The 24,638-nt window shown below is 38.3% G+C and carries 24 protein-coding genes; 18 read left to right on the forward strand and 6 right to left on the reverse strand.

Annotation, left to right across the window (positions count from 1 at the left end):
• Positions 1–8: 8 nt before the first annotated feature.
• Positions 9–161, reverse strand: a complete 153-nt coding sequence (gene sspO / locus N780_RS01105; protein WP_036778946.1) for a small acid-soluble spore protein SspO — start codon at positions 159–161, stop codon at positions 9–11.
• A 188-nt stretch (positions 162–349) separates the two neighbouring features.
• Here sspO and acnA point away from each other — a divergent pair, with 188 nt between their 5' ends.
• The 9 genes from acnA (at position 350) to N780_RS01145 (ending at position 8,418) form a co-directional block, all read left to right on the forward strand.
• Positions 350–3,064: an aconitate hydratase AcnA gene (gene acnA, locus N780_RS01110; protein WP_036778947.1), complete on the forward strand. Its 2,715-nt coding sequence runs from the start codon at positions 350–352 to the stop codon at positions 3,062–3,064.
• A gap of 220 nt (positions 3,065–3,284) precedes the next feature.
• On the forward strand, positions 3,285–3,953 hold the full coding sequence (locus tag N780_RS01115) for a hypothetical protein (protein ID WP_036778948.1): 669 nt from the start codon (positions 3,285–3,287) through the stop codon (positions 3,951–3,953).
• Positions 3,950–4,528, forward strand: a complete 579-nt coding sequence (locus tag N780_RS01120; RefSeq protein ID WP_036778949.1) for a TlpA family protein disulfide reductase — start codon at positions 3,950–3,952, stop codon at positions 4,526–4,528. Before N780_RS01115 ends, N780_RS01120 begins: the two co-directional genes overlap by 4 nt.
• Positions 4,529–4,593: 65 nt before the next feature.
• Positions 4,594–4,728 carry an FbpB family small basic protein gene (locus tag N780_RS19370; protein ID WP_156969035.1) on the forward strand — a complete coding sequence of 45 codons (135 nt, stop codon included), beginning with the start codon at positions 4,594–4,596 and terminating at the stop codon, positions 4,726–4,728.
• Positions 4,729–4,813: 85 nt separating this feature from the next.
• Positions 4,814–4,960 carry an acid-soluble spore protein N gene (locus N780_RS01125; protein WP_036778950.1) on the forward strand — a complete coding sequence of 49 codons (147 nt, stop codon included), beginning with the start codon at positions 4,814–4,816 and terminating at the stop codon, positions 4,958–4,960.
• A 13-nt stretch (positions 4,961–4,973) separates the two neighbouring features.
• On the forward strand, positions 4,974–5,210 hold the full coding sequence (tlp, locus tag N780_RS01130) for a small acid-soluble spore protein Tlp (RefSeq protein WP_036778953.1): 237 nt from the start codon (positions 4,974–4,976) through the stop codon (positions 5,208–5,210).
• A 187-nt stretch (positions 5,211–5,397) separates the two neighbouring features.
• Positions 5,398–7,698, forward strand: a complete 2,301-nt coding sequence (locus tag N780_RS01135) for an AAA family ATPase (protein WP_036778959.1) — start codon at positions 5,398–5,400, stop codon at positions 7,696–7,698.
• The gene (locus N780_RS01140; protein WP_036778962.1) at positions 7,695–8,117 is read left to right on the forward strand and encodes an acyl-CoA thioesterase; all 423 of its coding nucleotides are present in this window, start codon (positions 7,695–7,697) and stop codon (positions 8,115–8,117) included. The genes N780_RS01135 and N780_RS01140 overlap by 4 nt, the downstream gene beginning before the upstream one ends.
• Position 8,118: 1 nt before the next feature.
• The gene (locus N780_RS01145; RefSeq protein WP_036778965.1) at positions 8,119–8,418 is read left to right on the forward strand and encodes a hypothetical protein; all 300 of its coding nucleotides are present in this window, start codon (positions 8,119–8,121) and stop codon (positions 8,416–8,418) included.
• Positions 8,419–8,534: 116 nt separating this feature from the next.
• Here N780_RS01145 and N780_RS01150 read toward each other — a convergent pair whose 3' ends face one another.
• The 3 genes from N780_RS01150 to folE2 form a co-directional block, all read right to left on the reverse strand.
• Positions 8,535–8,837 (reverse strand): HesB/YadR/YfhF family protein, encoded by a 303-nt coding sequence (locus tag N780_RS01150; protein WP_036778968.1) that lies wholly within the window; start codon positions 8,835–8,837, stop codon positions 8,535–8,537.
• A gap of 521 nt (positions 8,838–9,358) precedes the next feature.
• Positions 9,359–9,589, reverse strand: a complete 231-nt coding sequence (gene yidD, locus N780_RS01160) for a membrane protein insertion efficiency factor YidD (protein ID WP_036778973.1) — start codon at positions 9,587–9,589, stop codon at positions 9,359–9,361.
• A 21-nt stretch (positions 9,590–9,610) separates the two neighbouring features.
• Entirely contained in the window at positions 9,611–10,537 is a 927-nt protein-coding gene (folE2, locus tag N780_RS01165; protein ID WP_036778976.1) for a GTP cyclohydrolase FolE2, read from the reverse strand.
• Positions 10,538–10,827: 290 nt separating this feature from the next.
• Between folE2 and N780_RS01170 the strand changes: the two genes are divergently transcribed.
• Positions 10,828–11,016 (forward strand): protein YkzT, encoded by a 189-nt coding sequence (locus N780_RS01170; RefSeq protein WP_036778979.1) that lies wholly within the window; start codon positions 10,828–10,830, stop codon positions 11,014–11,016.
• A gap of 302 nt (positions 11,017–11,318) precedes the next feature.
• On the opposite strand, the gene plsY is transcribed toward N780_RS01170, so the two are convergent.
• Positions 11,319–11,900 carry a glycerol-3-phosphate 1-O-acyltransferase PlsY gene (plsY, locus tag N780_RS01175; RefSeq protein ID WP_036778982.1) on the reverse strand — a complete coding sequence of 194 codons (582 nt, stop codon included), beginning with the start codon at positions 11,898–11,900 and terminating at the stop codon, positions 11,319–11,321.
• 145 nt (positions 11,901–12,045) lie between these two features.
• On the opposite strand from plsY, the gene N780_RS01180 reads away from it, so the two are divergent.
• From N780_RS01180 to parC, 6 genes are all read left to right on the forward strand, one after another.
• A complete protein-coding gene (locus tag N780_RS01180) occupies positions 12,046–13,755 on the forward strand; it encodes a glycosyl hydrolase family 18 protein (RefSeq protein WP_036778985.1) in 1,710 nt (569 codons plus the stop codon).
• Positions 13,756–13,872: 117 nt separating this feature from the next.
• Positions 13,873–14,928 carry an ABC transporter ATP-binding protein gene (locus tag N780_RS01185; RefSeq protein ID WP_036778987.1) on the forward strand — a complete coding sequence of 352 codons (1,056 nt, stop codon included), beginning with the start codon at positions 13,873–13,875 and terminating at the stop codon, positions 14,926–14,928.
• The gene (locus N780_RS01190; RefSeq protein WP_036778989.1) at positions 14,925–16,445 is read left to right on the forward strand and encodes an ABC transporter permease/substrate-binding protein; all 1,521 of its coding nucleotides are present in this window, start codon (positions 14,925–14,927) and stop codon (positions 16,443–16,445) included. Before N780_RS01185 ends, N780_RS01190 begins: the two co-directional genes overlap by 4 nt.
• Before the next feature lie 18 nt (positions 16,446–16,463).
• Positions 16,464–16,877 carry a CoA-binding protein gene (locus N780_RS01195; protein ID WP_036778991.1) on the forward strand — a complete coding sequence of 138 codons (414 nt, stop codon included), beginning with the start codon at positions 16,464–16,466 and terminating at the stop codon, positions 16,875–16,877.
• 177 nt (positions 16,878–17,054) lie between these two features.
• A complete protein-coding gene (gene parE / locus N780_RS01200; protein WP_036778993.1) occupies positions 17,055–19,007 on the forward strand; it encodes a DNA topoisomerase IV subunit B in 1,953 nt (650 codons plus the stop codon).
• Between the two features lie 17 nt (positions 19,008–19,024).
• Entirely contained in the window at positions 19,025–21,481 is a 2,457-nt protein-coding gene (gene parC, locus N780_RS01205) for a DNA topoisomerase IV subunit A (protein WP_036778996.1), read from the forward strand.
• A 92-nt stretch (positions 21,482–21,573) separates the two neighbouring features.
• Here the strand turns inward: parC and N780_RS01210 are convergent, their stop codons facing one another.
• Positions 21,574–22,548: a nucleoside hydrolase gene (locus N780_RS01210; RefSeq protein WP_052114828.1), complete on the reverse strand. Its 975-nt coding sequence runs from the start codon at positions 22,546–22,548 to the stop codon at positions 21,574–21,576.
• A 225-nt stretch (positions 22,549–22,773) separates the two neighbouring features.
• On the opposite strand from N780_RS01210, the gene N780_RS01215 reads away from it, so the two are divergent.
• Both N780_RS01215 and N780_RS01220 read left to right on the forward strand, forming a co-directional pair.
• Complete coding sequence (locus tag N780_RS01215) at positions 22,774–23,370, forward strand: TetR/AcrR family transcriptional regulator (protein ID WP_036778999.1); 597 nt, start codon at positions 22,774–22,776, stop codon at positions 23,368–23,370.
• 95 nt (positions 23,371–23,465) lie between these two features.
• Entirely contained in the window at positions 23,466–24,608 is a 1,143-nt protein-coding gene (locus N780_RS01220; RefSeq protein ID WP_036779001.1) for an acyl-CoA dehydrogenase, read from the forward strand.
• The last annotated feature ends 30 nt before the right edge of the window (positions 24,609–24,638 follow it).

Consider the following 24,638-nt stretch of genomic DNA (forward strand, 5'->3'; position numbering starts at 1 on the left):
TTAGTTCCTTACTGATTTTTTTTACGTTTTTTGTTATTTTGACGTTCTTCAGCGCTTAGTGGATGCTGTGGTGTTTCTTCGTTGTATCCAGCTCCTTGTCCTTGTGCAGAAGCGTCATTCATGCCTGGTCTTACGTGGTTAGCTTTACGTTTTTGGCTCATCTCGTTCACCTCCATTCTTATTATGAGGAAAAATTCGACGAAATATTTTACTTATAAATCGTTTTCATTTAAAATGAAAGTTGCAGAATTTTTCTTTCAATTCTTAATTGGAAGTCAAACAATGGGGGATCAATGAGACGTACTATTCGTTTCATAGGTTTCATTATCATTGAGGGGGTAAAAAGAATATGGCAGTAAATGATGCTTACAATTCGCGCAAGCAATTTGAACTTAATGGAAAAACGTACAACTATTACCAACTAAAAGCGCTAGAGGAAGCTGGATACGGAAAGATTTCTCGTCTTCCATATTCCATTCGCGTTTTACTTGAATCTGTACTACGCCAATATGATGGAGAAGTGATTCAAAAAGAACATGTAGAAAAATTAGCAAAGTGGGGAGAAAAAGATTCTGAAAGCGTAGACGTTCCTTTTAAACCGTCTCGTGTTATCCTTCAGGACTTTACTGGTGTACCTGCTGTAGTAGACCTTGCTTCATTACGTAAGGCAATGGTTGATATGGGAGGTAGTCCGGATAAAATTAACCCCGAGGTACCTGTAGACCTAGTTATTGACCACTCGGTACAAGTTGATAAATATGGTACTCAGGATGCTCTTCAAGTTAATATGGAACTAGAATTTGAGCGTAACAAAGAGCGCTATGAATTTTTAAATTGGGCTAAAAAGGCCTTTGATAACTATGAAGCAGTTCCACCAGCAACAGGAATTGTTCACCAGGTGAACCTTGAGTACATCGCGAATGTGGTACATGCTTTAGAAAATGAAAATGGTGAATTTGAAACATATCCTGACACATTAGTGGGTACTGACTCACATACTACGATGATTAATGGTTTAGGTGTATTAGGTTGGGGTGTTGGTGGTATTGAAGCTGAAGCAGGAATGCTTGGTCAGCCATCCTATTTCCCTGCTCCAGAAGTAATTGGAGTGAAATTAAAAGGCGGTTTCCCTCAAGGGACCACCGCAACTGACTTAGCACTAAAAGTTACCCAAAAACTTCGTGAGAAAAATGTGGTAGGAAAATTTGTTGAATTCTTCGGCCCTGGCTTAAAAGATATGCCACTCGCTGATCGTGCAACGATCTCTAATATGGCACCTGAATATGGTGCAACTTGTGGCTTCTTCCCAGTAGATGAAGAATCTCTTGAATACTTACGCTTAACTGGACGAAGTGAAGAACAGATCAAGATTGTAGAACAATATTGCAAAGAAAATGACTTGTTCTACTCTCCAGAATTCGCTGATCCAGAATTTACGGAACTTGTTGAGATTGATTTATCTGAACTTGAGCCAAACTTATCTGGGCCTAAGCGTCCACAAGATTTAATTCCTTTATCTGAAATGAAGAAATCATTTAATCATGCATTAACAGCGCCTGAAGGCAATCAAGGCTTCGGTCTAACAGAAAAGGAAAAAGAAAAAGAAGTGACCATCGAACATCCAAATGGTAAATCTTCTACTATGAAAACCGGCTCTGTAGCAATTGCAGCTATTACGTCTTGTACAAATACTTCAAACCCACACGTTATGTTAGGTGCTGGACTTGTAGCTAAGAAAGCTGTTGAGAAAGGTTTAGAAGTACCTGAATACGTTAAGACCTCTCTTGCTCCAGGGTCTAAAGTTGTAACAAGATATTTAGAAGACTCTGGTCTAATGGAGTACCTGCAGCATCTTGGATTTAACCTTGTGGGTTATGGCTGTACAACGTGTATCGGTAACTCAGGACCACTTGCAGAAGAAATTGAGGAAGCTATTGCTCAAAATGATTTAACTGTATCTTCTGTTCTTTCTGGTAACCGTAACTTTGAAGGGCGTATTCATCCACTGGTAAAAGCAAACTATTTAGCTTCACCTCCACTTGTTGTAGCCTATGCACTAGCGGGTACAGTTGATGTTGACCTTAAGAATGATCCGGTAGGTACAGATAAGGATGGAAAGCCAGTTTACTTTGATGATATCTGGCCATCTATTGATGAGATCAAAGCAGAGATTGATAAAAATGTTAATCCTGAAATCTTCCGTAAAGAATACGAAAATGTCTTTGATTCAAACGAAAAATGGAATCAAATTGATACAACAGATGAGCCTTTGTATGATTGGGACGAGAATTCTACCTATATTCAAAACCCTCCATTCTTCGAAGGGCTTTCAAAAGATCTTGAATCTGTGAAGAGCCTTAATAATTTACGAATGGTTGGTAAGTTCGGCGATTCAGTTACAACCGACCACATTTCTCCAGCAGGTGCGATTGCTAAAGATATGCCAGCAGGTCAATATCTTCAGGACAAAGGCGTCTCTCCACGAAACTTTAACTCTTATGGTTCTCGTCGAGGGAATCATGAAGTTATGATGCGTGGTACGTTCGCTAATATTCGCATCCGTAACCAATTAGCTCCAGGAACTGAAGGCGGCTATACAACATACTGGCCTACTGGTGATGTAATGCCAATTTACGATGCTGCTATGAAGTACCAACAAGATGGTACACCACTAATCGTGGTAGCCGGTAAAGATTATGGTATGGGAAGTTCTCGTGACTGGGCTGCTAAAGGTACAAACTTATTAGGAATTAAAACTGTTATTGCTGAAAGCTTTGAGCGTATTCACCGTTCAAACCTTGTTATGATGGGCGTGCTTCCGCTACAGTTTAAAGCAGGTGACAGTGCTGATTCACTAGGTTTAACAGGTCAGGAAACGTTTAATGTAGAAATTGACGAGTCTGTTCAACCACATGATGAAGTGAAGGTTGTTGCAACAGATGAGAAAGGCAATAAAACTGAGTTTAATGTTATAGCTCGTTTTGATAGTCCTGTAGAAATTGATTACTATCGTAACGGTGGTATTCTTCAAAAAGTTCTGCGAGACAAAATGGCATCTAAATAAAACTTTTTCAAAAGCAGCTGCTGTACTAGCAGCTGCTTTTTATTAATGATTTTTATAAAGGGACACGTGAAGATTGGTATTATTTAGTTTGTCCATCTGCATATTATCCATGCACCTTAAGGAATGATTTTACATTTTATTAGGGTCAGGGGTATAAGCTTTACACAAATTTGAATCCAATATAGTATATAAATTAATATGTTTTAATAGGAGTTGAAGTATGGGTTTTCCTTCACTAACAATCGGTCCAATCTTTATTCAAAGTACATACTTAATATGGGGTTTAGGGGCTCTTGTTGCATTTCTTTGGATTATAATAATAAACATATATCATAAGAATTCTCATGGACGTTTCTTTGCTTTGGAGTGGATTCAATCACTATTACTAATAGCGATTATTTGGAAGTTCAGCTATGTGCTTAATCATCCCATTAAGGCTGTTCAATCACCAGAGAGAATGCTTTACTTAAATGGTGGAAGTCTTGGACTTGTTTTAGGGATCGTTATTTCATTTATCTTTTATACAAAATCTATACATAAAGCAGGCTTTTCATTCATCTATTCCATCAATTTATGGATGTCAGCTCAATTACTATGGCTAGGAATTACGCAAATAGCTTTTACGTTAGGATTCACAGTTTATAATACCCCTTTGTGGTTGTATGGATATTTCGTAGCTCTTTCATTATCTTACTTTTTTGTGAAGAATTTGTATCATTATAGAACCATCGTTTACTATACCCAATTAACGCTTTTGGGTTGGGTAGTTTACAGAGTATTCTTTACGACTATACATTTAGGAGATTTAGCTGTTTGGTTTTCGTTTGTGATGATTATAGGATTATATTATGTAGATTATGCGATAAAAAAAGGACGTGAAGCCATATGATAAAACGAATATTTGGCGCAGTTGTAATACTTATGTTGTTTGGATTCGCTATTGTAAATGTATTGCAAGAGGATGAGACAGGAGGAGAAGCTGTCACGTTGGATAACAAGAACGGGACAGCCATGCAACCTCCAAATGGTCCTGAAGGATTAAAAATAGGAGAGTATGCCCCGAATTTTACAGTAACCACTTTCGAGGGAAAAGAAGTAAAACTTTCTGACTTAAAAGATAAAAAAGTATTCTTAAATTTCTGGGCAACATGGTGTCCACCTTGTCGTGTAGAAATGCCTGAGATGCAAAGGTTTTATGAAGAATATGGTGAAGAGGTAGAAATTATGGCTGTTAATGTCACTTCAACCGAGAAAAGTGTTAAAGATGTTACCTCTTATGTTCACAATGAAGAGTTTACGTTTCCCATTTATTTAGACCGAGAACGAAATGCTGCAGATCAATACCGTATTCCTGGCTTTCCAACCACCTACTTTATAGGAACGAATGGAAAAATTCAGAGTAAAGCATATATTGGAGCGATGGATTACGATTTCATGAAGAAAATGAAAAATAAATTAGAGTGATACAGGTATATTTTCTGACTATTCAGCCGATCCTGAAGTTAACAAGCTAAAGGAGTGAAGGGATCGTGCCACGTAAGAAAAAACCGACTTTTGAAGAGCTAATACAGGAAAACAGACGGAAAATTATCGAAGATGAGAACTTAATGAATCAGATTGAAGAGAGAATCGAAAAGCGAATGAATGATACTCTAAACAGATAGTCTTTATGGCTATCTGTTTTTGTATAGATTTTATTAGAGAGCGTACACTAAACGATGTAACCAAGAGAAAGGAAGTGGCTACATTATGGGAAATCCAAAAAAGGATTCTAAACACTTTGTTCCTAGCCATCCAGGGACTCAACCTCGAGAAGCAGGAAGCAATAAAGGTAAACAAATGCAAATGCAAAATGCACATAAACCTAAAGTTATTCAAACTAAAGGAAAAAAATAGAGGGGGAAGCAATATGGGTAAAGATAACCAACGATATGCGAATCCTGATGACCGTAGTGATAATGTGGAAAAGTTGCAGGAAATGGTGCAGAATACGATCCACAACCTAGAGGCTGCTCATGAAACGATGCAGTTTTCTTCAGAAGAAGAAAAGCAAAAAATTATGGATAAAAACAAACGCCGAGAAGAATCAATAGCGTCGTTCCGAAACGAAATAAAAGATGAAGCAAAACACAATAAAGAAAAGTAAACCAAGGGAAAGGGTGTTCACTTTAGTGAGCACTCTTTTGTCTTTAGTATTGTGGATCTATATATTACTTAGGACATCGTGCCAAGTTAAAAACGCAATTATAAGTAACACAAAACATCATCATCAACGTGAAAGCCTTACTTATGATACAATATGTTAATGGATTAAGTATAGTAAGGATGATGACATGACAATGAATATGGAACAACTTGAAAACATACAAACCTGGACTACATTAAGCGCTCATCCTCCGCTAAATGAAACGGAAGCGTTACGACACATAAATGATTATGAGCAAGGAACTACTCACATAGATGCTTTACTTGTTAGCCGATTATATAGTCTGATTGCATATTATCGATTAAATCGCAACGATAGCAATCGGGACCAGATAGCAGAAGAGTTTATCTCTAGAGCTAAGGCATTAGCTGAAAACGATTCTGTTGTGGCTGAGCTTCAAGAATTAATGAACGTTCAGACTCATCTTCAAATGCTAAAAGGTCAAACTTACAAAAATTTAGCAATACATGAAACAGATCATCAATCCGTTAAGCGAAAGAAGTTACAACAGATCTTAGAAATAGTAGAACCATTAGAAGAAAATTGGTCTAATCAATTTAGCTATTCAAAAGGTAGTGAAGTAACCCCTTTCCAAACTTTATTTGAAAAAGGTCAACGGTTATTTGATGAGTTAATACAAGAGACAGAACCACATAAACGTAATGAAACGAACGGATTTAACCATGTATCTACGGGGCGCATTAACCATTTATTAAGAGAGCTGGACCAGTTATCTGTAGAGCTTGAAGAATTATTACCCGGAAGTGTCGACCAACAACTTGGGAAAGATCCCTTGAAGCAGTTAGATGAGATGATAGGACTCTCAGAAGTGAAAGGCTATATCCATCGCTATTACCACTATTTAAAATATCAGCAATATCGTAAAGACATTGGTTTCCAGATGGTGGATGAACCAGAACTGCATATGATCATTACAGGTAATCCTGGTACGGGCAAAACCACAATTGCAAGGTTACTGGCCAATATTTATTATGACCTTGGTTTACTTGATACGAGAGAAGTAATTGAAGTCAATCGTTCTCATCTAGTAGGTTCTTATGTAGGTCAAACAGAAGAGAATACAATGAACTATGTACAGCAAGCCATTGGAGGAATTCTCTTTATAGATGAGGCCTATAGTTTGCAAAGGGAAGGTCAAACAGGTAATGATTATGGACAAGCTGTAATTGATACGCTCGTATCAGCTATGACAAGCAAGGAATATGGGGATAAATTTGCAGTTATTTTGGCTGGTTATCCTGATGAGATGCGACAGTTTTTATGGGGAAATCCAGGTCTGAGAAGTCGATTCCCTGAACAAAACCATGTTCATCTTCCCAATTATTCAATTCCTGAATTAATTGAAATTGGAGAACAAACTGCTCTTGAAAACGATTATTTCTTTACTGAAAAAGCTATACAAAATCTTGAACGCTCTATTGATAAACAGCAGGTAGATGATACATTTGGCAATGCGCGTGCTGTTCGAAATATCGTTCTTCAAACGATTTTTCAAAAAGGGGCAAGCGAATCAGATCAAGTTGATCATGAATCCAAGCTCGATTTGATGCGTTTAGAGGAAAAAGATTTTGCTTCAACGATGGATCGCCAAGATGACTCAGAATCCCCTATGGAACGGTTAGACCAATTGATTGGTTTGAAGCCTGTTAAAGATGAAGTGAAAAAGCTTTCTTCGTTTGTTAGGTTGCAAGGAAAACGAGAAGAAAAAGGTCTTCCATCTGTGCCAATACAGCTACATGCTGTTTTTTCAGGAAATCCTGGGACAGGAAAAACAACCGTTGCTCACATTTATGCTGACATTTTAAAAGAATGTGGACTCCTAAAAAGAGGACATGTGATTGTAGCTTCAAGAAGTGACCTTGTTGCTGGGTATGTGGGGCAGACCTCAATTAAAACAAAGAAGAAAATTCGAGAAGCGCTAGGTGGTGTGCTTTTCATAGATGAGGCGTATTCACTTTTCCAATCTGGATCAAATGATTTTGGGAAAGAGGCAGTAGATACGCTTGTTGATGAAATGACAAAGCACAATGAAAATTTGGTAGTCATATTAGCCGGTTATAAGAATGAAATGAGATCACTTATTCAAAGTAATCCTGGATTATCTTCTAGATTCAAAAAGTTTCTTCACTTCCCAGACTATGATGCAAAAGAACTTGTAGAAATGACGAAGTATCAGGCAAGCTTATATCAGTATGAGTTGGAAGAAGAAGGTGTGAATTATTTAGAGGATGTTTACACAACAAACGTAATTGATGGTAATGGTCGGTATGTTAAAAACCTAATCGATGAAGCGATTCAATATCAAGCCCTCAGAATTGATGAGCAAGATGGTGAAGGTCAATACGATCTTTTATCAAGAGAAGACTTAGAGCTTGCCTGGAGTGCTGTAAAAGGGAGAGAAGTATGATGATTACGACAACTGAAGTAAAAGTAAGGTACCAGGAAACGGACCAGATGGGAGTCGTTTATCATGCCAACTATCTTGTTTGGTTTGAACTTGGGCGTACAGCTTTTATAGAATCGTTAGGATTTCAATACCATGAAATGGAAAGTAGTGGAGTTGTTTCACCGGTAGTAGATGCGAATATTCAGTTTAAAACCCCTCTTCGTTACGGACAAACTGCAACGGTAAATACATGGTTAGAATATTATGATGGAATAAGAGTCACCTATGGGTATGAAATTCTAACACCAAAAGGTGAGGTAGCCGTGACTGGTACGACTAAGCACGTTTGCGTGAAGAAGGACAGCTTCAAACCTGTTTCTATCCGACGTGTGTTTCCTGACTGGCACGAGGCTTATATGAATGCTAAAGGAGAATCTTGACGTGGCTTTCGGATTAAAGCGAGAAGAGGTAAACGAATGGAAGCAGCGCGTACGTTCAGGTGAGATTGCGTTTCTAACCCACTTTTGGGTAGATGATCGGTTCCCCGATATCAAGACAGTTACTAAAGTGGGATGCATTGACCTTCATAAATTAGCAGAATGGGGAAAACAATATAATTTGAAGTCAAACTGGATTCATAACGATCCTCGTTTCCCTCATTTTGATTTAATGGGAGACACGCAAAAAGAGATTCTTCAGCAAGAAGGCTTGTACGATCATATTGAACGGTTCAACTTATAATTCTTAGGAAAACTTTCTTTGTTGTGATTAGATTTTAGAATTTAAAAACATTAGTAAAAGGGTTAAATCGTTAAAAAGGTGCCATGATGGACGTCCATCATGGCACCTTTTTTGTATCATTCATTTTCAGATTCATAGTAATCGAAATCAGGTTCTTGGGTATCGGGGTCATATTTGACCGTTACGTTGTAATTGTCAAAATACCAAGCGTCTTCTTGTTCTACGTAAAAGCGTATCCCTTGTTTTTGGTCTTCTGCAAAAGGTTCAGCGGGTTGATCTGGTCGAACACCAAGAGACATTCCAGGCTGAAGACCTCCTACACCACCATATCGAACAAAAAAGCGTAAGGAATCGTTATCTTCTAATTCTAATTCGTTCTTGTACCATTGTGCTGCTTCTTCTTGTACTTTTAATATCATTTTTTCAACTCCTTGCAGGTATTGGCTTGATATCCATCGTAATACAATAAGGTGTGGGATTCAAATAAACGGTATTAGGAATGGTTTTTATCCGAGAGGAAATGAGGCATAGTAATGAATTTAATCGAAGTTTATCGCCCAGCATATTGAATGGTGATACTCCCATTACACAAAGTCTGCTAAAGATGTTTGTACGAATTTCATCCTTACTATAAGTCGCTACATACAGCATAAACATAACCGCCATGCCTACAGTATAATGTTGTATACTTGTGACAGCCTTCAACTCTTCACTCCTATTTACCATGCGATGACTGCCCTTAAAGGGGTAGTACTCTATAATCATTCCCTCTTCATAATAGCTCCTCACTACTAAGCATGGTTGGAATGAGTGTGTTTCTTCTCAATTTAGGGATTTTTGTGTTCCTGAAGCGGTTTAGGTAAGGGTTATACATCCTTCTACTTAAGCCCTACGAAAAGGTGAACATGACAAAAATAGACAAGTGTCACTGGACACTTGTCTATTTTTTGTGTTTTTTTTCTGGTACATAATCAAAACCACCGGGATGAAAGGGTTGGCATTTAACAATTCGCTTGATGGTTAACCATCCACCTTTAAAGGCTCCAAATCTTGAAATAGCTTCAATTCCGTATTGTGAACAAGTAGGATAAAAGCGACATGTAGGAGCTGGTTTTAATGGGGAAATGGCTTTTTGATAAAAGCGAATCATCCATAAAAAAATGGTTTTCATACTATATTCATCCTTATAAAGCTATTCTTCAGTCTTATCATACGTAACTTCTGCAATGGCATCGTGAAGATGGATAGACTCTTCATTACGGCATGCTACGTAAAAACGTTCTACATAGGGAAGTTCATAGAGATCAGCAGCAACTAATCGAACAATATCTTCGACGAAGCGAGGGTTTTCATACGCTTGTTCCGTAACTGCTTTTTCATCTGGACGCTTAAGTACAGGATGGATGCGAGCTGATGCATTTGATTCAGCAGCTTCTAATAATGCTTCTTTCCAGTCCATATCATTTTCATCAAAATCTTCCGTTAAACGAACGGACATTGTTACATTTCCGCGTTGATTATGTGCGGAATATTCGCTAATCTCTTTAGAACAAGGACAAAGTGTTGTAATTTTTCCGGTTAAAGAAACTTCCACATCATATCCAGTTTGCTGATGGTAAGACACTTTCATGGTGGCATCTGCATGATTCATACCCGCTAAATCAGAGAATGGACCTCTTCTTTCGAAGAACCATGGGTAACTGACCTCCACTTCTGCATCTTCTTGCTTTAAGCGGTCAGCTAATTCTTTTGTAAATTTTTTTAGAGTTGTGATATCAACAGCGAAGCCGTCATTATGATAGCGATCAAGCTGTTCTGTAAAGCGACTCATGTTTGTTCCTTTGCTTCCTTTTCCAATACTAGATGCAAAGCGGAACGTCCCTATAGTGGTTTGCATTTCTGGTTTTTTAGAACTATATATACGGATTGGATGCTTAACGTTAGAGATCCCAACGGCATCAAGATCAAATAAAAAATCTTCACGAGAATTTTGTAGGTCTGCCATTTCATCTTTCTCTATGGGTTTTGTGCGTGGACCCGGGTCCACAGAACCAAATAATTTATGACGTTCTTCTTTAGAAGGTAGCTGTTTTTGTGTGTTAATATTGGTCTGGTTCATAGCAGTGACTCCTTTCAGCTTCATAATAAGCTATTCAAAGTATACAAGAAACGAATTCATAAGTTCAATTTTTATACTCATCAAATGTGTTTAATCTCATCTTTGAAACGTTCTAATTTATACTCTTTACATATGAGTTCTATTTTACTACAAAAGGGGAGGGGATGGGAAATAAGGAATGCGTTTTCTAAAATCTAAAAATTTAAAATATGGTCTCACCTGTTGGCAATCTGAATTAAATTACATAAAATAGATTCGCAATAAGATTCGATCGAAAGAAGGTGGCATCTATGAAAGGCACTGCTGTATTACAAACACAAAACGAAAAAGTCATTGTACTTGAGGATATAAATAAAGAAACCTTTGACGACTGGAAAGCGCAAGGTGGATATGAGAAAGCATGCAAGAAGACAGGTAATATTGAACATGTGTTTCCTGTCCAGTTTACAAGTGATGTAGATTGGGCATTTGGCTACTAAACAATAAAACGGGTGCTTCCCAAAAGGAAGCGCCCGTTTTATTGTTTTCATACTACACAGTCCTTCATATGAGAGTTCAATAACATACTTAGTAGTAACTCCGAACAAAATAATATTATAAAACCCTTATTTCAGAACCCAGACAGTTCAGGGAATCGACATGCTATACAAAGCGGTGTAATCATGACTAGCATGTGCTGAAAAGATATTAATAATCTTACTTAGTAGTAACTCCGAACACTATATATAAAGAAAAAAAGACGCCTCCTCAGGCGTCTTTTAACATTTAACAATAGGATTTTTTACATCCATTTAATTTTAGGTTCTGTTTTATCCATAATTCGCTTAATGTTCGACCTATGGCGATAGATGACAAAAGCGGTTAATATACTTGTAACAATGATAAGTCCAATGTGGCCAAGGATAATTGACATTATAACCGTCACAATTCCTGTAACGATTGAAGATAATGAAACATATTTACTGATCTTTAGCATGATAAAGAATGTTAGTAACATTACTCCAAACAGTATTGGTTCTACAGCTAAAATGACGCCACCGGATGTGGCAACAGCTTTTCCGCCTTTAAACTTAGCAAAAATAGGGTACATATGTCCAATTACAGCGAAAATACCAACTATTAAAATGTTAACATCAGCATCGAACATCCATGGAATGCGTGCTGCAATGGTCCCTTTTAGTATATCTGAGATGGTGACAATGAGTCCTGCTTTCTTGCCAAGCACGCGGAATGTGTTTGTACCACCTAAATTTCCGCTCCCATGCTCTCGGATGTCAATGTTATACCCCAGTTTGCCTACAATTAGACCTGAGGGAATAGAACCAACTATATAGGCAATGATTGCAAACAAAACATAACTCATATGAAAACTCCTTTATCTTTCGCTGCTAGTGCTTTATATATTTTATCAGAAACAAAGAGTAGAAAGAACAACTATTCTATTTTTATTGAAACTATTTTCATCTATTGTTCCTTTTTATATTATAGAAGGATGAGGAGGAAAGGCAATGGCGTACATCAATATAAATACAAAACCACAAAAAAGAACATGGGTTATAGGATTTGTTGGGGTTCTTTTCCTATTAACAACGATAGTTTTTTGGTTATTATATCCGTTTCCATCAGATGAGAGAACGGATTACTATAAAACAGAATACCCAATAGTATTTAACGGGGAGAAGTATGAAGGAGATATACTTTATGAAGATGGTGTTTATATATCATTTGAGTTTTTAAACAAGGAAATTGACGATGATCTATTTTTTGATAAGGCATCAGATTCACTCATTGTAACGACACGACAAAATGTCTACCAAATGCCTATTGGTTCAAAACAATACTATATTAGTAATAAGACTACCGAAGCATCATCTCCGCCAATTAAGTCGGATGGAGAAAGTATTTATATCTCAGCGGATTGGTTAAAAGATATTTATCCCCTTTATGTTCACTATCATCAAGAATCGACTATTGTCTCGATCTACGATGAAGATCAAATTTTGCAACAAGGTATTGTAGAAGTAGAAGAAGAGGACTTACGCAGGGTTCGAACTGCACCGAGTTTGTCTTCATCTTATGTGGATGAGTTAGAGATCGATGAGATAGTAACTATAGTGGAAGAAAAGAATGGCTTTTATTTTATTAGGACAAATGAAGGGATAGGGGGTTATGTGAAAGAGTCGACCCTAAAGTCAACAAATTCAAAACGAATAGAGGTCGATGAAAATAAAAAGAGTGCGTTTGTTCCCTCCGTTGATCTCCCCGTCCATGTTACTTGGGATCAATTAGCTTCAAATGAACCGTTGCCTTCTTTGCCAGGCGTCCAGGTTGTATCGCCTACATGGTTCAAGCTTCAAAATGGAGAAGGGGATATTAGGAATATCGCTTCAAAAAGCTATGTTCAAAATGCAGAGAATAAAGGGTATTCGATTTGGGCTCTATTTTCAAATGGCTTTGACCCCGATATTACCGAAGAGGCTTTAGCAACTTATGATAAACGAAAGTCTATGATTGAGCAACTTCTATATTTTGCAGAGATTTATAGTTTAGAAGGTCTTAATATTGATTTTGAAAATGTTTATGAAAAAGATGGTAGTCATTATACCCAATTTATTAGAGAACTTACTCCTTTAGCCCACCAACAAGGGCTAACGGTTTCTGTTGATGTTACCTTTCAATCAGGAAGTGCTCAATGGTCTGGCTTTTATGAAAGGGAAGAATTAGCTGAAGCGGCTGATTTCATCATGGTTATGGCTTATGATGAACATTGGGGAAGTTCACCAGTCGCTGGAAGCGTTAGTAGCTTACCTTGGGTTAAGAGCAACCTTGAAAAAATAATAGAAAAGGTTCCTCCTGATCAACTGATTCTTGGAGCTCCTCTTTATACACGCTTATGGAAAGAAGAAGTCATGAAAAATGGGTCTAAAGAGATAAGTTCAGAATCAATGTCCATGGAAGAGGTTATGAATTGGATGAAAGAAAGAAAGTTACAACCTACTTATGATCCTGAGACTGGGCAAGATTATGTAGAATATCAAAGTGAGGATAGTGTGACTTATAGAATATGGCTTGAGAACAGCTCCTCTCTGCGCAAAAGAGTAGAATTAGTGAATCAGTATCAACTTGCTGGAATTGCTACTTGGAGTCAAACGTTTGCCACTGAAGAAGCATTTAGAACGATTGATGAGACGTTAAATGAACGCGCAACAAAGGAATAATGAATTGAATATGAGCACATTGAACAAGCAGGATCTTTAGCGTTCCTGCTTTTTTTCATATATGATAGAAATACGTTTTCATAAAATAATAATTGGAAAAGATCAAGGGGGAAAAGAATGATTGAATTTGAAGGGGTTCAAAAGAAGTTCCCAGACGGTACAGAAGCTGTAAAACAGGTTTCTTTTCGCGTCGAAAAAGGGGAATTTCTTACGTTAATCGGGCCTAGTGGATGCGGAAAAACGACATCTATGAAAATGATTAATCGTCTAATTGAACCGACATCGGGGATCATTAAAATAAACGATAAAGATATTAAAGAATATAATATTCACGAATTAAGGTGGAATATTGGCTATGTATTGCAAGAGATTGCTTTGTTCCCTCATATGACTATTGAGGAGAATATAGCGGTCGTTCCAGAAATGAAGAAATGGAATAAGAAAGATCTAGGGAAGCGCACAGACGAATTGATGGAAATGGTTGGTTTGGACCCACATACATATAAAACGAGAAAGCCAAGCGAGTTGTCAGGAGGTCAACAGCAAAGAGTCGGTGTCATTAGAGCTCTCGCTGCAGACCCAGATATCATTTTAATGGATGAGCCGTTCAGTGCTCTTGATCCTATCAGTCGTGAGCAACTTCAGTCAGACATCCAAAAACTTCAACAAGAAATTCAAAAAACCATCGTTTTCGTTACACATGATATTGATGAAGCACTAGCTTTAGGGGATAGAGTTTGCTTAATGAACGAGGGAGAAGTCGTACAAATTTCAACTCCACAAGAACTGATTCTAAACCCTCAAACGGATTTTGTAAGGAACTTTGTAGGAGAACGAAAATCACCTTGGCAAACAGCGGTGGATGTGATGGTAGACACGACGAAACAACACATCGTAAAAGAAGGCGTCTCATATCCTGAAGTTGGGACTTACATCATTGAGGGTGAACAACAGCAATACATCGGAGCTGTTCAAAACGGGAAAGTTATCAGTCTCCCTTCTTTACGGAATGATCTCCATTTACGCCAAGCTACAACAGTATTTGATGAGCATGAAACTAGCATTCTTCCTGTTGTGAAAAACAACAAGTTGATAGGCACCCTAACGTATCGTGATATCGTTCTTTATCTTCAAAGACAGACGAAGCTAGAAAACGGGGTGATCCATCAATGAGTGAATTAAAAGCTACTTTTCTAGATAGACAAGATATGTTTTGGCAAAGTATATGGGAACATTTACAGTTATCGATCATCTCGCTGCTTATTGCTATTTTAATCGCCGTGCCGCTAGGTCTTTTGCTGACAAGAACAAAAAAGGTAGCTGAACCAATTATTACCATCACAGCTATTTTACAAACCATTCCAAGTTTAGCTATTTTAGCGTTTCTTATCCCGATTGTCGGAATAGGATTTAAACCTGCAATTTATGCGCTCTCAGCTTATGCTTTACTACCTATTTTAAGGAATACGTACACAGGAATTAATGAGGTTGATAGAGCACTTATAGAAGCTGCAAAAGGTATGGGGATGAGTTCATTCAGGCGATTGTCCAGAGTCGAATTACCTCTTGCGATGCCAGTTATTATGGCCGGTATACGAACGTCTATGGTTCTAATTGTAGGAACAGCGACAATTGCTGCTTTAATAGGTGCAGGTGGGTTAGGAGAATTGATCCTTCTTGGCATTAACCGTGGGGGAGATATTCCTCTGATCTTATTAGGCGCAATACCTGCAGCCCTTTTAGCAATTGCACTTGATAACATTCTTCGATTATTTGAGAGAACTTCAGCAAAATCCGGATTTCGCTCATTAGCAACCATTCTTATTGCATCCTTACTTATCGTAACCATTCCTTTCGTGATTAATGGGAATGACAAAGCGGACCTTGTCATTGGAGGTAAGCTCGGTGCTGAACCAGCAATACTGATGAATATGTACAAGGTATTAATTGAGGAAGAAACAGACTTGACCGTTGAGACTAAACCAAACTTCGGTAAGACTGATTATGTTTTTGAGGCACTAAAAGGTGGGGACTTAGATATATATCCCGAATTCACTGGGACAGTTATTACCACACTCTTAGGGGAACAAGCCAACAGCAATGTGAAGCAGGAAGTATATGAACAAGCGCGCGATGGTATTAAAGAAGCAGAAAATATGGTTCTCCTGGAACCGATGGAATACAATAACACATACGCTGTTGCCACAACTCAGGAAGTTGCCAAACAATATGGTCTTGAATCAATTGGAGACCTTAAGGTTGCACAAGATCAATTGACCGCTGGTTTCACCCTAGAGTTTAATGATCGCTATGACGGGTATGTAGGTATGCAAGAAGAATATGGATTAGACCTTACTGTTAAAACGATGGAGCCTGGTGTTAGACAAACCGCGATTAAAGAGGGGGATGTACAAGTTATTGATGCGTACGCGACTGCTGGATATATGGTAGCGTATAATTTAAAAGTGCTTGAAGACCCTGAGAATATTTTTCCACCTTATCAAGGTGCTCCATTAGTGAAGCAGTCTACATTAGATCAGTACCCTGAAATTGGCGATGTTCTGAATCAACTTGGTGGAAAGATTACTAAACAACAAATGCAAGAAATGAACTATAAAGTGGACTTCGAGGATGAGGACGCTTACCAAGTTGCTCGTAATTTCTTAAAGGAAAATGGATTTATTGATTAGAGAAAGGGGATCCTATCGATGCGCAACCCATCCAATGAAGAGATCAGAGAGATATTAAAGGAAACCAAAACCATTGCTGTAGTAGGTTTATCTGACCGACCTGAACGAACTTCTTACCAAGTTTCAAAAGCTATGCAGGATGCAGGGTATAAGATTATTCCTGTTAATCCAACCATCCAAGAATCACTTGGGGAAAAAGCAGTCTCATCCCTTAGTGAGATTACAGAGCCCTTTGATCTTATTAATGTTTTTAGACGTTCTGAGTTTTTACCTGATTTGGCAAGAGAAGCAGTTGATACAGAAGCGAAAATTTTTTGGGCACAACAAGGTGTTCAGGATGAGAACACATATCAATATTTAACGGATCAAGGCATGACTGTGCTTATGGACCTCTGTATTAAAGTTGCACATTCTGTTACAATAGGAAGGTAATACGAGAGAAAATCCCTGTGCTTGCAGGGATTTTTTTCTTTTCGTGGAAAAAGGTTATTTGATTAAATTGTAGAAAACGCTAAAATAAAAGACAGGCGCTTTGCCCGGGCTCTTATTTACAAAAACGAACATCCGTTCTATTATAGTTATAAGAGCATTGAAAGGAGTACAAACAGATTGGTTAAGAATTCTACTCAATATAATGATGATTCAATACAAGTGTTAGAGGGATTAGAAGCTGTTAGGAAGCGACCTGGCATGTACATAGGAAGCACAGACCATCGCGGGCTTCATCACCTCGTTTATGAAATAGTGGATAATGCCGTTGACGAAGCGTTAGCGGGATATGGAAATCGGATTACAGTAACCATTCATAAAGATCAAAGTGTATCAGTACGAGATGAAGGACGTGGTATGCCTACAGGGATGCACCGACTCGGAAAGCCCACCCCTGAAGTCATACTTACCGTGCTTCATGCTGGGGGTAAGTTTGGTCAAGGTGGTTATAAGACAAGTGGAGGACTACATGGTGTCGGAGCCTCTGTTGTGAATGCGTTATCAGAATGGCTTGAAGTGACGATTTATCGTGATGGACAGACTTATTACCAACGATTTGAGAACGGTGGTAAACCTGTTACGTCTCTTGAGAAGAAGGGGGCAACACGTAAAAGCGGGACTCTAATTCATTTCAAACCAGACCCGGAAATTTTCTCCATGACAACGTATAACTTTGAAACGCTGTCAGAGCGACTGCGAGAAGCTGCGTTCTTACTTAAAGGGATGGAGATTGTCCTTGATGATAAACGCCAAGAAGACCAAAAGGAAAGTTACCAATATCCAGATGGCTTAGAATCGTTTGTAGCGTACCTGAACGAAGAAAAAGATACGCTTCATCCTGTTGTAGCCTTTGAGGGTATACAAGATGAGATTGAAATCGATTTTGGATTCCAGTTCAATGATGGCTATGCTGAAAGTATGCTCTCATTTGTGAACAACGTTCGTACTAGAGACGGGGGAACGCACGAGTCTGGGGCTAAAACAGCCATTACAAGAATATTTAATGACCATGCAAGGAAAACAGGCCTCTTAAAAGAGAAAGATAAGAACCTTGATGGGAATGATATCAGAGAAGGCTTTACAGCAGTCGTTTCTGTCCGAATCCCTGAGGAGAAGCTTCAGTTTGAAGGCCAGACGAAGAGTAAATTAGGGACTTCTGAAGCAAGGTCTGCTGTTGATGCTGTGGTAGCTGAGAAATTATCTTATTTCTTAGAAGAGAACCCTGATGTTGCAACTATGCTTATTCGAAAAGCCATTAAAGCAAAGGAAGCTCGTGAAGCAGCTCGAAAAGCAAGGGAAGATGCAAGATCAGGCAAGAAGAAAAAGCGCAAAGAAACATTACTGAGCGGTAAATTAACCCCTGCACAATCTAAAAATGCTCAGAAAAACGAATTATATCTTGTTGAGGGTGATTCAGCAGGAGGTTCTGCGAAGCAAGGTCGTGACCGTAGGTTTCAAGCTATTCTTCCTCTAAGAGGTAAAGTGATAAATACAGAGAAGGCGAAACTTCAGGATATACTTAAGAATGAAGAGATTTCAACGATTATTCATACCATTGGAGCAGGAGTTGGCTCTGATTTTGATATCAACGATTGTCAGTACGACAAAATTATTATAATGACAGATGCCGATACTGATGGGGCTCACATTCAAGTCCTTTTATTGACGTTTTTCTATCGTTATATGCAAGAGCTCGTTAAAGAAGGTAAAATCTATATTGCTCTTCCGCCTCTATATAAAATTTCAAAAGGTAAAGGGAAGAAAGAGAAGACTCGCTATGCTTGGGAAGAAGATGAAATGCAACAAGTTTTAAAAGAGTTTAAAAATGGTTATACAATTCAACGCTATAAAGGTCTTGGTGAAATGAATGCTGATCAGCTTTGGGAAACAACTATGAATCCAGAATCAAGAACCTTAATTCGTGTTACAATAGATGACTTAGCTCAGGCGGAACGTAGGATCACCACGCTTATGGGAGATAAAGTAGAACCCCGTAGAAAGTGGATTGAATCGCACGTAGCCTTTGGGTTAGAAGAACAAAGTAATATCTTAGAAAATGATAAATTGCAATAGAGTAGGAGGTTCACCTTTTGTCTCAATCAGAACAGTATATGGATTTGCCATTAGAAGAAGTATTAGGTGACCGATTTGGTCGTTATAGTAAATATATTATTCAGGACCGTGCACTTCCGGATGCACGGGATGGACTGAAGCCTGTTCAGCGTCGTATTTTGTATGCGATGCATCAGGAAAAAAACACGCATGATAAACCTTATCGTAAATCCGCTAAGACGGTTGGTACCGTTATTGGTAACTATCACCCTCACGGCGATACATCCGTTTATGATGCAATGGTGCGACTTAGTCAGGGCTGGAAGCTAAGGAATTTGTTAGTCGAAATGCACGGGAACAACGGGAGTGTAGATGGGGACCCTCCAGCAGCGATGCGTTATACAGAAGCACGACTATCTAGTATGGCTTCTGAATTGCTACGTGACATTGATCAGGAGACAGTAGATTATATTCCGAACTTTGATGACACAATCGCTGAGCCGGTTGTATTACCTGCAAAGTTTCCAAATCTACTTGTTAACGGTTCGACAGGGATATCAGCGGGGTATGCAACGGAAATCCCACCTCATAATTTGAGTGAAGTAATCGATGCTGTAATGATGAAAATTGATCGTCCTGATGTAACTGTTGATGAATTAATGTCAGTTATGAAAGGACCCGACTTCCCAACAGGCGGAATTATTCAAGGTGTTGATGGAATCAAGAAAGCTTACGAAACAGGAAAAGGGAAAGTTGTTGTTCGTGGACGTGCTGCTATTGAACAGCTCAGAGGTAACCGTGAGCAGATTGTAATCGATGAGATACCTTATGAAGTAAACAAAGCGAACCTTGTAAAAAAAATGGACGAACTTCGAATTGACAAGAAAGTCGAAGGTATAGCAGAAGTTCGTGACGAGACAGACCGTACAGGTTTACGTATTGTAATCGAGTTGAAAAAAGATGTAGATAGTGAAGGGATTTTAAAGTACCTTTATAAAGCAACGGATCTGCAGATTAGTTACAACTTTAATATGGTTGCTATACACGATAAAACGCCTAAGTTAATGAGCCTGCAGGGGATTCTTGATGCCTATATTGCTCACCAAAGGGATGTAGTAACGCGTCAGTCCGAGTATGAATTAAGAAAAGCTAAGGAAAGGGCTCATATTGTAGAGGGCCTAATAAAAGCTATTTCTATTCTAGATGAAGTGATTGCAACCATCCGTTCATCTAACGATAAACAGGATGCAAAACGAAGGTTGATGGAACAGTACGGGTTTACTGAGCCTCAATCAGAAGCCATTGTAAACCTTCAATTATATCGTTTAACGAATACAGATATTACATCCTTAGAAAAGGAAGCGGAAGAATTAAATAAACGTATTAGTGAATTAGAAGCCATACTTAGTGATGAGAAGAAACTTCTTAAAGTAATTAAAAAAGACTTGTCTTCTATGAAGAAGAAATATCATACAGATCGTTTAACCGTTATTGAGGATGAGATTGAGAAGCTAGAAATTAATCCTGAAGTAACCGTTCCTAGTGATGATGTGCTTGTTTCTGTAACACAAGCGGGGTATATTAAACGAACAAGTCTTCGATCTTATGCTGCTTCAGGAGGGGAAGACTTTGCTATGAAAGAAGGAGATCGTCTTCTTGGGCTGTTTGAGATAAACACTACGGATACAATCCTTCTTTTTACAAACAAAGGTAACTATTTGTACCTTCCTATTCATGGCTTACCGGATATCCGTTGGAAAGATCTAGGGCAACACATTGCGAATTTAATTACTGTTGAAAAAGATGAGCGTATTATAAGAGCTGTGCCAATTAGAGATTTCTCAGAAGCGAAATATTTCTTATTTATAACGAAAGCGGGCATGATTAAACGAAGTGAAATATCCCTTTACCAGGCTCAGCGCTATTCTAAGCCGCTCGTAGCCATTAATGTAAAAGGGGAAGATGAAGTAGTAGATGTTCATGTTACAGATGGCCATCAGGACATATTCCTTGCTACGAATACGGGATATGGGCTGTGGTATCATGAGTCTGAAGTGAAGATCATAGGTCAACGAGCAGCTGGTGTGAAAGCAATGGCTTTAAAAGATGATGAAGAGATTGTGGCAGGTAAAATATTTGATGAAACGAGTGATCCATCCATTCTTCTTGTGACACAACGTGGAGCAGTAAAGCGGATGAGGCTAAAAGAGTTTGAGAAATCAACGCGTGCGAAACGCGGTGTAGTCATGTTAAGAGAGCTGAAAAGTAACCCACACAGAGTGGTTGGATTACAGCTAACACAAGGAAAAGAAATACTGTTCCTCGAGACAGAGAACGGAACTACACAAGAAGTAAATGCAGGTTCATTCAAAGCAAGTGACAGATACAGTAATGGCTCTTTTGTCATTGACCAAGATGAGTTTGGCGAAGTCGTTGCCTTATGGCGAGAAGCGGATTATGAAAAAGTCTTTGATAGTGAAGAAGAACCATCATAGTAATTAAAAAGGCTCTAAGGGTAATCCCTTTAGAGTCTTTTTGTATTTTGCTTTATTCATGGTTATTGTTTTTGGAAAGGGAGTTGAAAAACTCATCCATTTTTATTAGTAAAAGCGTTAAAAATAGATTGAATAAAAGCCTGATAATTAAATTTCATAGCGATATGTTGAAGCGGGTAATCTTCCTTTTGATCACTAATCCTTACATCCGCGATGGTCTGGCCATATGCATCTCCCTTTTCTACAACAACTGTAACTGGAGCTTCTATGTAATTCATATATTCTGGATGGAGTGCTGCCCAAAGGGCTAATAAATCGTGTATAGGGGCGCCAATGTTTGAATGTGTGGCGTTTGTTTCTTGATAGAATTCAAAGTAATAATCAAATATTTCTTTAATGATTGGCCCTACAGAAGGGTCTTTGCAATGAGTAGTGATGATCTGAATCATATCCTTGGTAAGTATGGCAAAGTTCGTCACATTTAGCGGAATAATCTTAACTTTCTTCTGGACAGTAAACACTAAGTTGGCAGCATAAGGGTCCCCATATATATTTGCTTCTGCCACAGGTGTTACATTACCTGGAGTAAAAAACGCACCTCCCATTACATATATCTCTTTAATCATTTCAGCTACTTCAGGATAAAGGACAAACATGGACGACAAAGAGGAAAGCCTACCTACATTGACAACTGTAATCTTATTACGGTGCCTTTTAATCAGGTCTACAGCCTTTGAATAGTCGTGAATTCTTTTATTGTCAATATTTGCTGAATATGGTGAAAGGGGGCCGAGGCCGAACTTGCCATGTATTTCTTCAGGGTACCGAGGAAAAGCTCCCGTATAGGGCTTATAAGCACCTCTTATTATATCAATGGAAGCCTCAGCCTTTGTTAACGCGCGTAAAAATAGAGCATTGTCTTCTGCGTTATGTTCTGAAATATTTCCATAGCCTGTAACAAGTCCGATGATCTCTATCGTGGGATCCATTCTTGCATATAAAAGAGCGATAACATCGTCAATTCCAAAATCTCCAAAGAATAATATTTTTTTGGCCAGTTTAAGCACCTCCTCCACTCATGTATACAATATATGGTAAATTTTATACATTATAACACTTAGTTTTTGCTGCTAGTTGAGGGTTTCGTATAAAGAAAAACAAGAGTATTCTTATAGAAACTTAGTAGTAACTCCGAACGATCAATTTAAAAAAAAGAAACCAAAAACAATTTTAATTATTCTGAATTTTGTGCTACGATGTAAAGGAAAAATTAAAGTGAAAGTAGATGATCTATGAAAGAGTTAAAAGAAAGAATTATAGATTCAGCACTCATTTTATTTGAAAACAATGGATATCATGGTGTAACAGTGAATCAGATTGTAGAGCATTGTCATGCTTCTAAGGGTGGGTTTTACCATCACTTTGAGTCAAAAGATGAATTGTTATATGTGATACATGACACCTTCATTACATATGTTTTAGAAAAAGCGCATGTAGCGAAGGAAACCTACTGCCATCCCACAGATCAACTTCAAGCAATGATTACATCCTTCGTCAAAGTATTTGACCTATACAAACCACACATTTATGTATTCTATCAAGAAAGTACTTATTTAAAGCCTCAGTATGAAGAACGTATTAAAGAAAAGCGAAATGAGTTTAAGGAGCTCTTATTTTCTGTACTTGATAAGGGTCAGCAAACTGGAGATTTCAGGCGCGAACTACCTGTAGTGATCACTGGTATGTCTATTCTTGGAATGGTGAACTGGACTTATAAATGGTATAGAAAAGATGGAGGCAAGAGCATCGAAGAGATTGCAAATATTTATGTTGATTTAATTTTACACTCTATATTAGAAGAACCAACGAAGCGTCTTTTACATTTATAAAAGACTATTTTTATACATTTTGTTAAAGCGCTTACATTTGTGTTGTACCGACTAAGCGGTCGGTCAATTTATAAATGATAGAAGGAGTGAAAGGTATGAATTTTGAATTAAGTAAAGAGCAAGAAATGACACAGAAAATGGTGAGGGATTTTGCACAAGAAGTAATAGCTCCTAGAGCAGTTGAATTAGATAAGACTTCCACCTTCCCCAAGGATATCTTTGATCAAATAGGAGAGTTGGGTCTTTTAGGCATTCCATTTCCAGAACAATACGGAGGATCTGGGGGGGACACAATTACGTATGCATTAGCTGTAGAAGAAATTGGACGTGTATGTGGAGGAACAGGCCTGAGCTATGCTGCGGCTGTATCGCTAGGGTCGAGTCCAATTTACTACTTTGGTACAAAAGAGCAAAAAGAGGAATTTTTAGTTCCATTAGCTAAGGGTGAAGCACTTGCTTCCTTTGGATTAACAGAACCGAATGCAGGTAGTGATGCTGGAGGCACTCAAACAAGAGCGGTAAGAGATGGAGATGAATTTGTTATTAATGGAGAAAAGTCTTGGATTACAAATGCAGGATACGCTAAGACTTTAACGGTAACAGCGGTATCTGGTAAAGATGATAAAGGAAAAAATATTATATCTGCTTTTCTTGTCCCTACTGATACTCCAGGGCTAAAAATATCTAGTAACTATGACAAAATGGGAGTCAGAGCATCAAATACTTCGGAAATTATTTTAGAGGATGTGCGCGTCCCAAAAGAGAATATCTTAGGTGATCCGTCCAAGGGATTTAAGCAATTTTTATATACTCTAGATGGAGGACGTATTTCAATTGCTGCTTTAGCTGTGGGTATTGCGCAAGCTTCCTTAGATAAGGCATTAGCTTATGCCAAAGAACGAAAGCAATTTGGGCAACCTATTTCAAACTTTCAAGCAATTCAGTTTAAATTAGCAGATATGGCTATGGAAGTCGAGTTAGCTCGGAACATTGTTTTAAAGGCGGCGTGGTTAAAAGATCAGAAAAAACCGTTCACAAAGGAGTCGGCATATGCCAAGTTGTTCGCATCTGAAACCGCTTTCCGATCTGCCAACCAAGCCATTCAAATACACGGTGGATATGGATATATGCGAGAGTACGAAGTAGAACGCTTTTTGCGAGATGCAAAACTATTAGAAATAGGAGAAGGAACTTCGGAGATTCAACGCTTGGTAATCAGTCGCCAGCTGGGTTGTTAGTATTCATTTCGATTAAAAAGGAGGAAGATG

Source organism: Pontibacillus chungwhensis BH030062, assembly GCF_000770675.1.
GTDB lineage: Bacteria > Bacillota > Bacilli > Bacillales > BH030062 > Pontibacillus > Pontibacillus chungwhensis.

Coding starts and splice junctions, on each gene's coding strand:
- acnA (WP_036778947.1), top strand. CDS start 350: ATGGCAGTAAATGATGCTTACAATTCGCGCAAGCAATTTGAACTTAAT.
- N780_RS01135 (WP_036778959.1), top strand. CDS start 5,398: ATGACAATGAATATGGAACAACTTGAAAACATACAAACCTGGACTACA.
- sspO (WP_036778946.1), bottom strand. CDS start 161: ATGAGCCAAAAACGTAAAGCTAACCACGTAAGACCAGGCATGAATGAC.
- N780_RS01185 (WP_036778987.1), top strand. CDS start 13,873: ATGATTGAATTTGAAGGGGTTCAAAAGAAGTTCCCAGACGGTACAGAA.
- plsY (WP_036778982.1), bottom strand. CDS start 11,900: ATGAGTTATGTTTTGTTTGCAATCATTGCCTATATAGTTGGTTCTATT.
- N780_RS01150 (WP_036778968.1), bottom strand. CDS start 8,837: ATGATATTAAAAGTACAAGAAGAAGCAGCACAATGGTACAAGAACGAA.
- N780_RS01140 (WP_036778962.1), top strand. CDS start 7,695: ATGATGATTACGACAACTGAAGTAAAAGTAAGGTACCAGGAAACGGAC.
- yidD (WP_036778973.1), bottom strand. CDS start 9,589: ATGAAAACCATTTTTTTATGGATGATTCGCTTTTATCAAAAAGCCATT.
- N780_RS01125 (WP_036778950.1), top strand. CDS start 4,814: ATGGGAAATCCAAAAAAGGATTCTAAACACTTTGTTCCTAGCCATCCA.
- N780_RS01120 (WP_036778949.1), top strand. CDS start 3,950: ATGATAAAACGAATATTTGGCGCAGTTGTAATACTTATGTTGTTTGGA.
- N780_RS01170 (WP_036778979.1), top strand. CDS start 10,828: ATGAAAGGCACTGCTGTATTACAAACACAAAACGAAAAAGTCATTGTA.
- N780_RS01220 (WP_036779001.1), top strand. CDS start 23,466: ATGAATTTTGAATTAAGTAAAGAGCAAGAAATGACACAGAAAATGGTG.
- folE2 (WP_036778976.1), bottom strand. CDS start 10,537: ATGAACCAGACCAATATTAACACACAAAAACAGCTACCTTCTAAAGAA.
- N780_RS01180 (WP_036778985.1), top strand. CDS start 12,046: ATGGCGTACATCAATATAAATACAAAACCACAAAAAAGAACATGGGTT.
- N780_RS01115 (WP_036778948.1), top strand. CDS start 3,285: ATGGGTTTTCCTTCACTAACAATCGGTCCAATCTTTATTCAAAGTACA.
- N780_RS01190 (WP_036778989.1), top strand. CDS start 14,925: ATGAGTGAATTAAAAGCTACTTTTCTAGATAGACAAGATATGTTTTGG.
- N780_RS01195 (WP_036778991.1), top strand. CDS start 16,464: ATGCGCAACCCATCCAATGAAGAGATCAGAGAGATATTAAAGGAAACC.
- N780_RS01215 (WP_036778999.1), top strand. CDS start 22,774: ATGAAAGAGTTAAAAGAAAGAATTATAGATTCAGCACTCATTTTATTT.
- tlp (WP_036778953.1), top strand. CDS start 4,974: ATGGGTAAAGATAACCAACGATATGCGAATCCTGATGACCGTAGTGAT.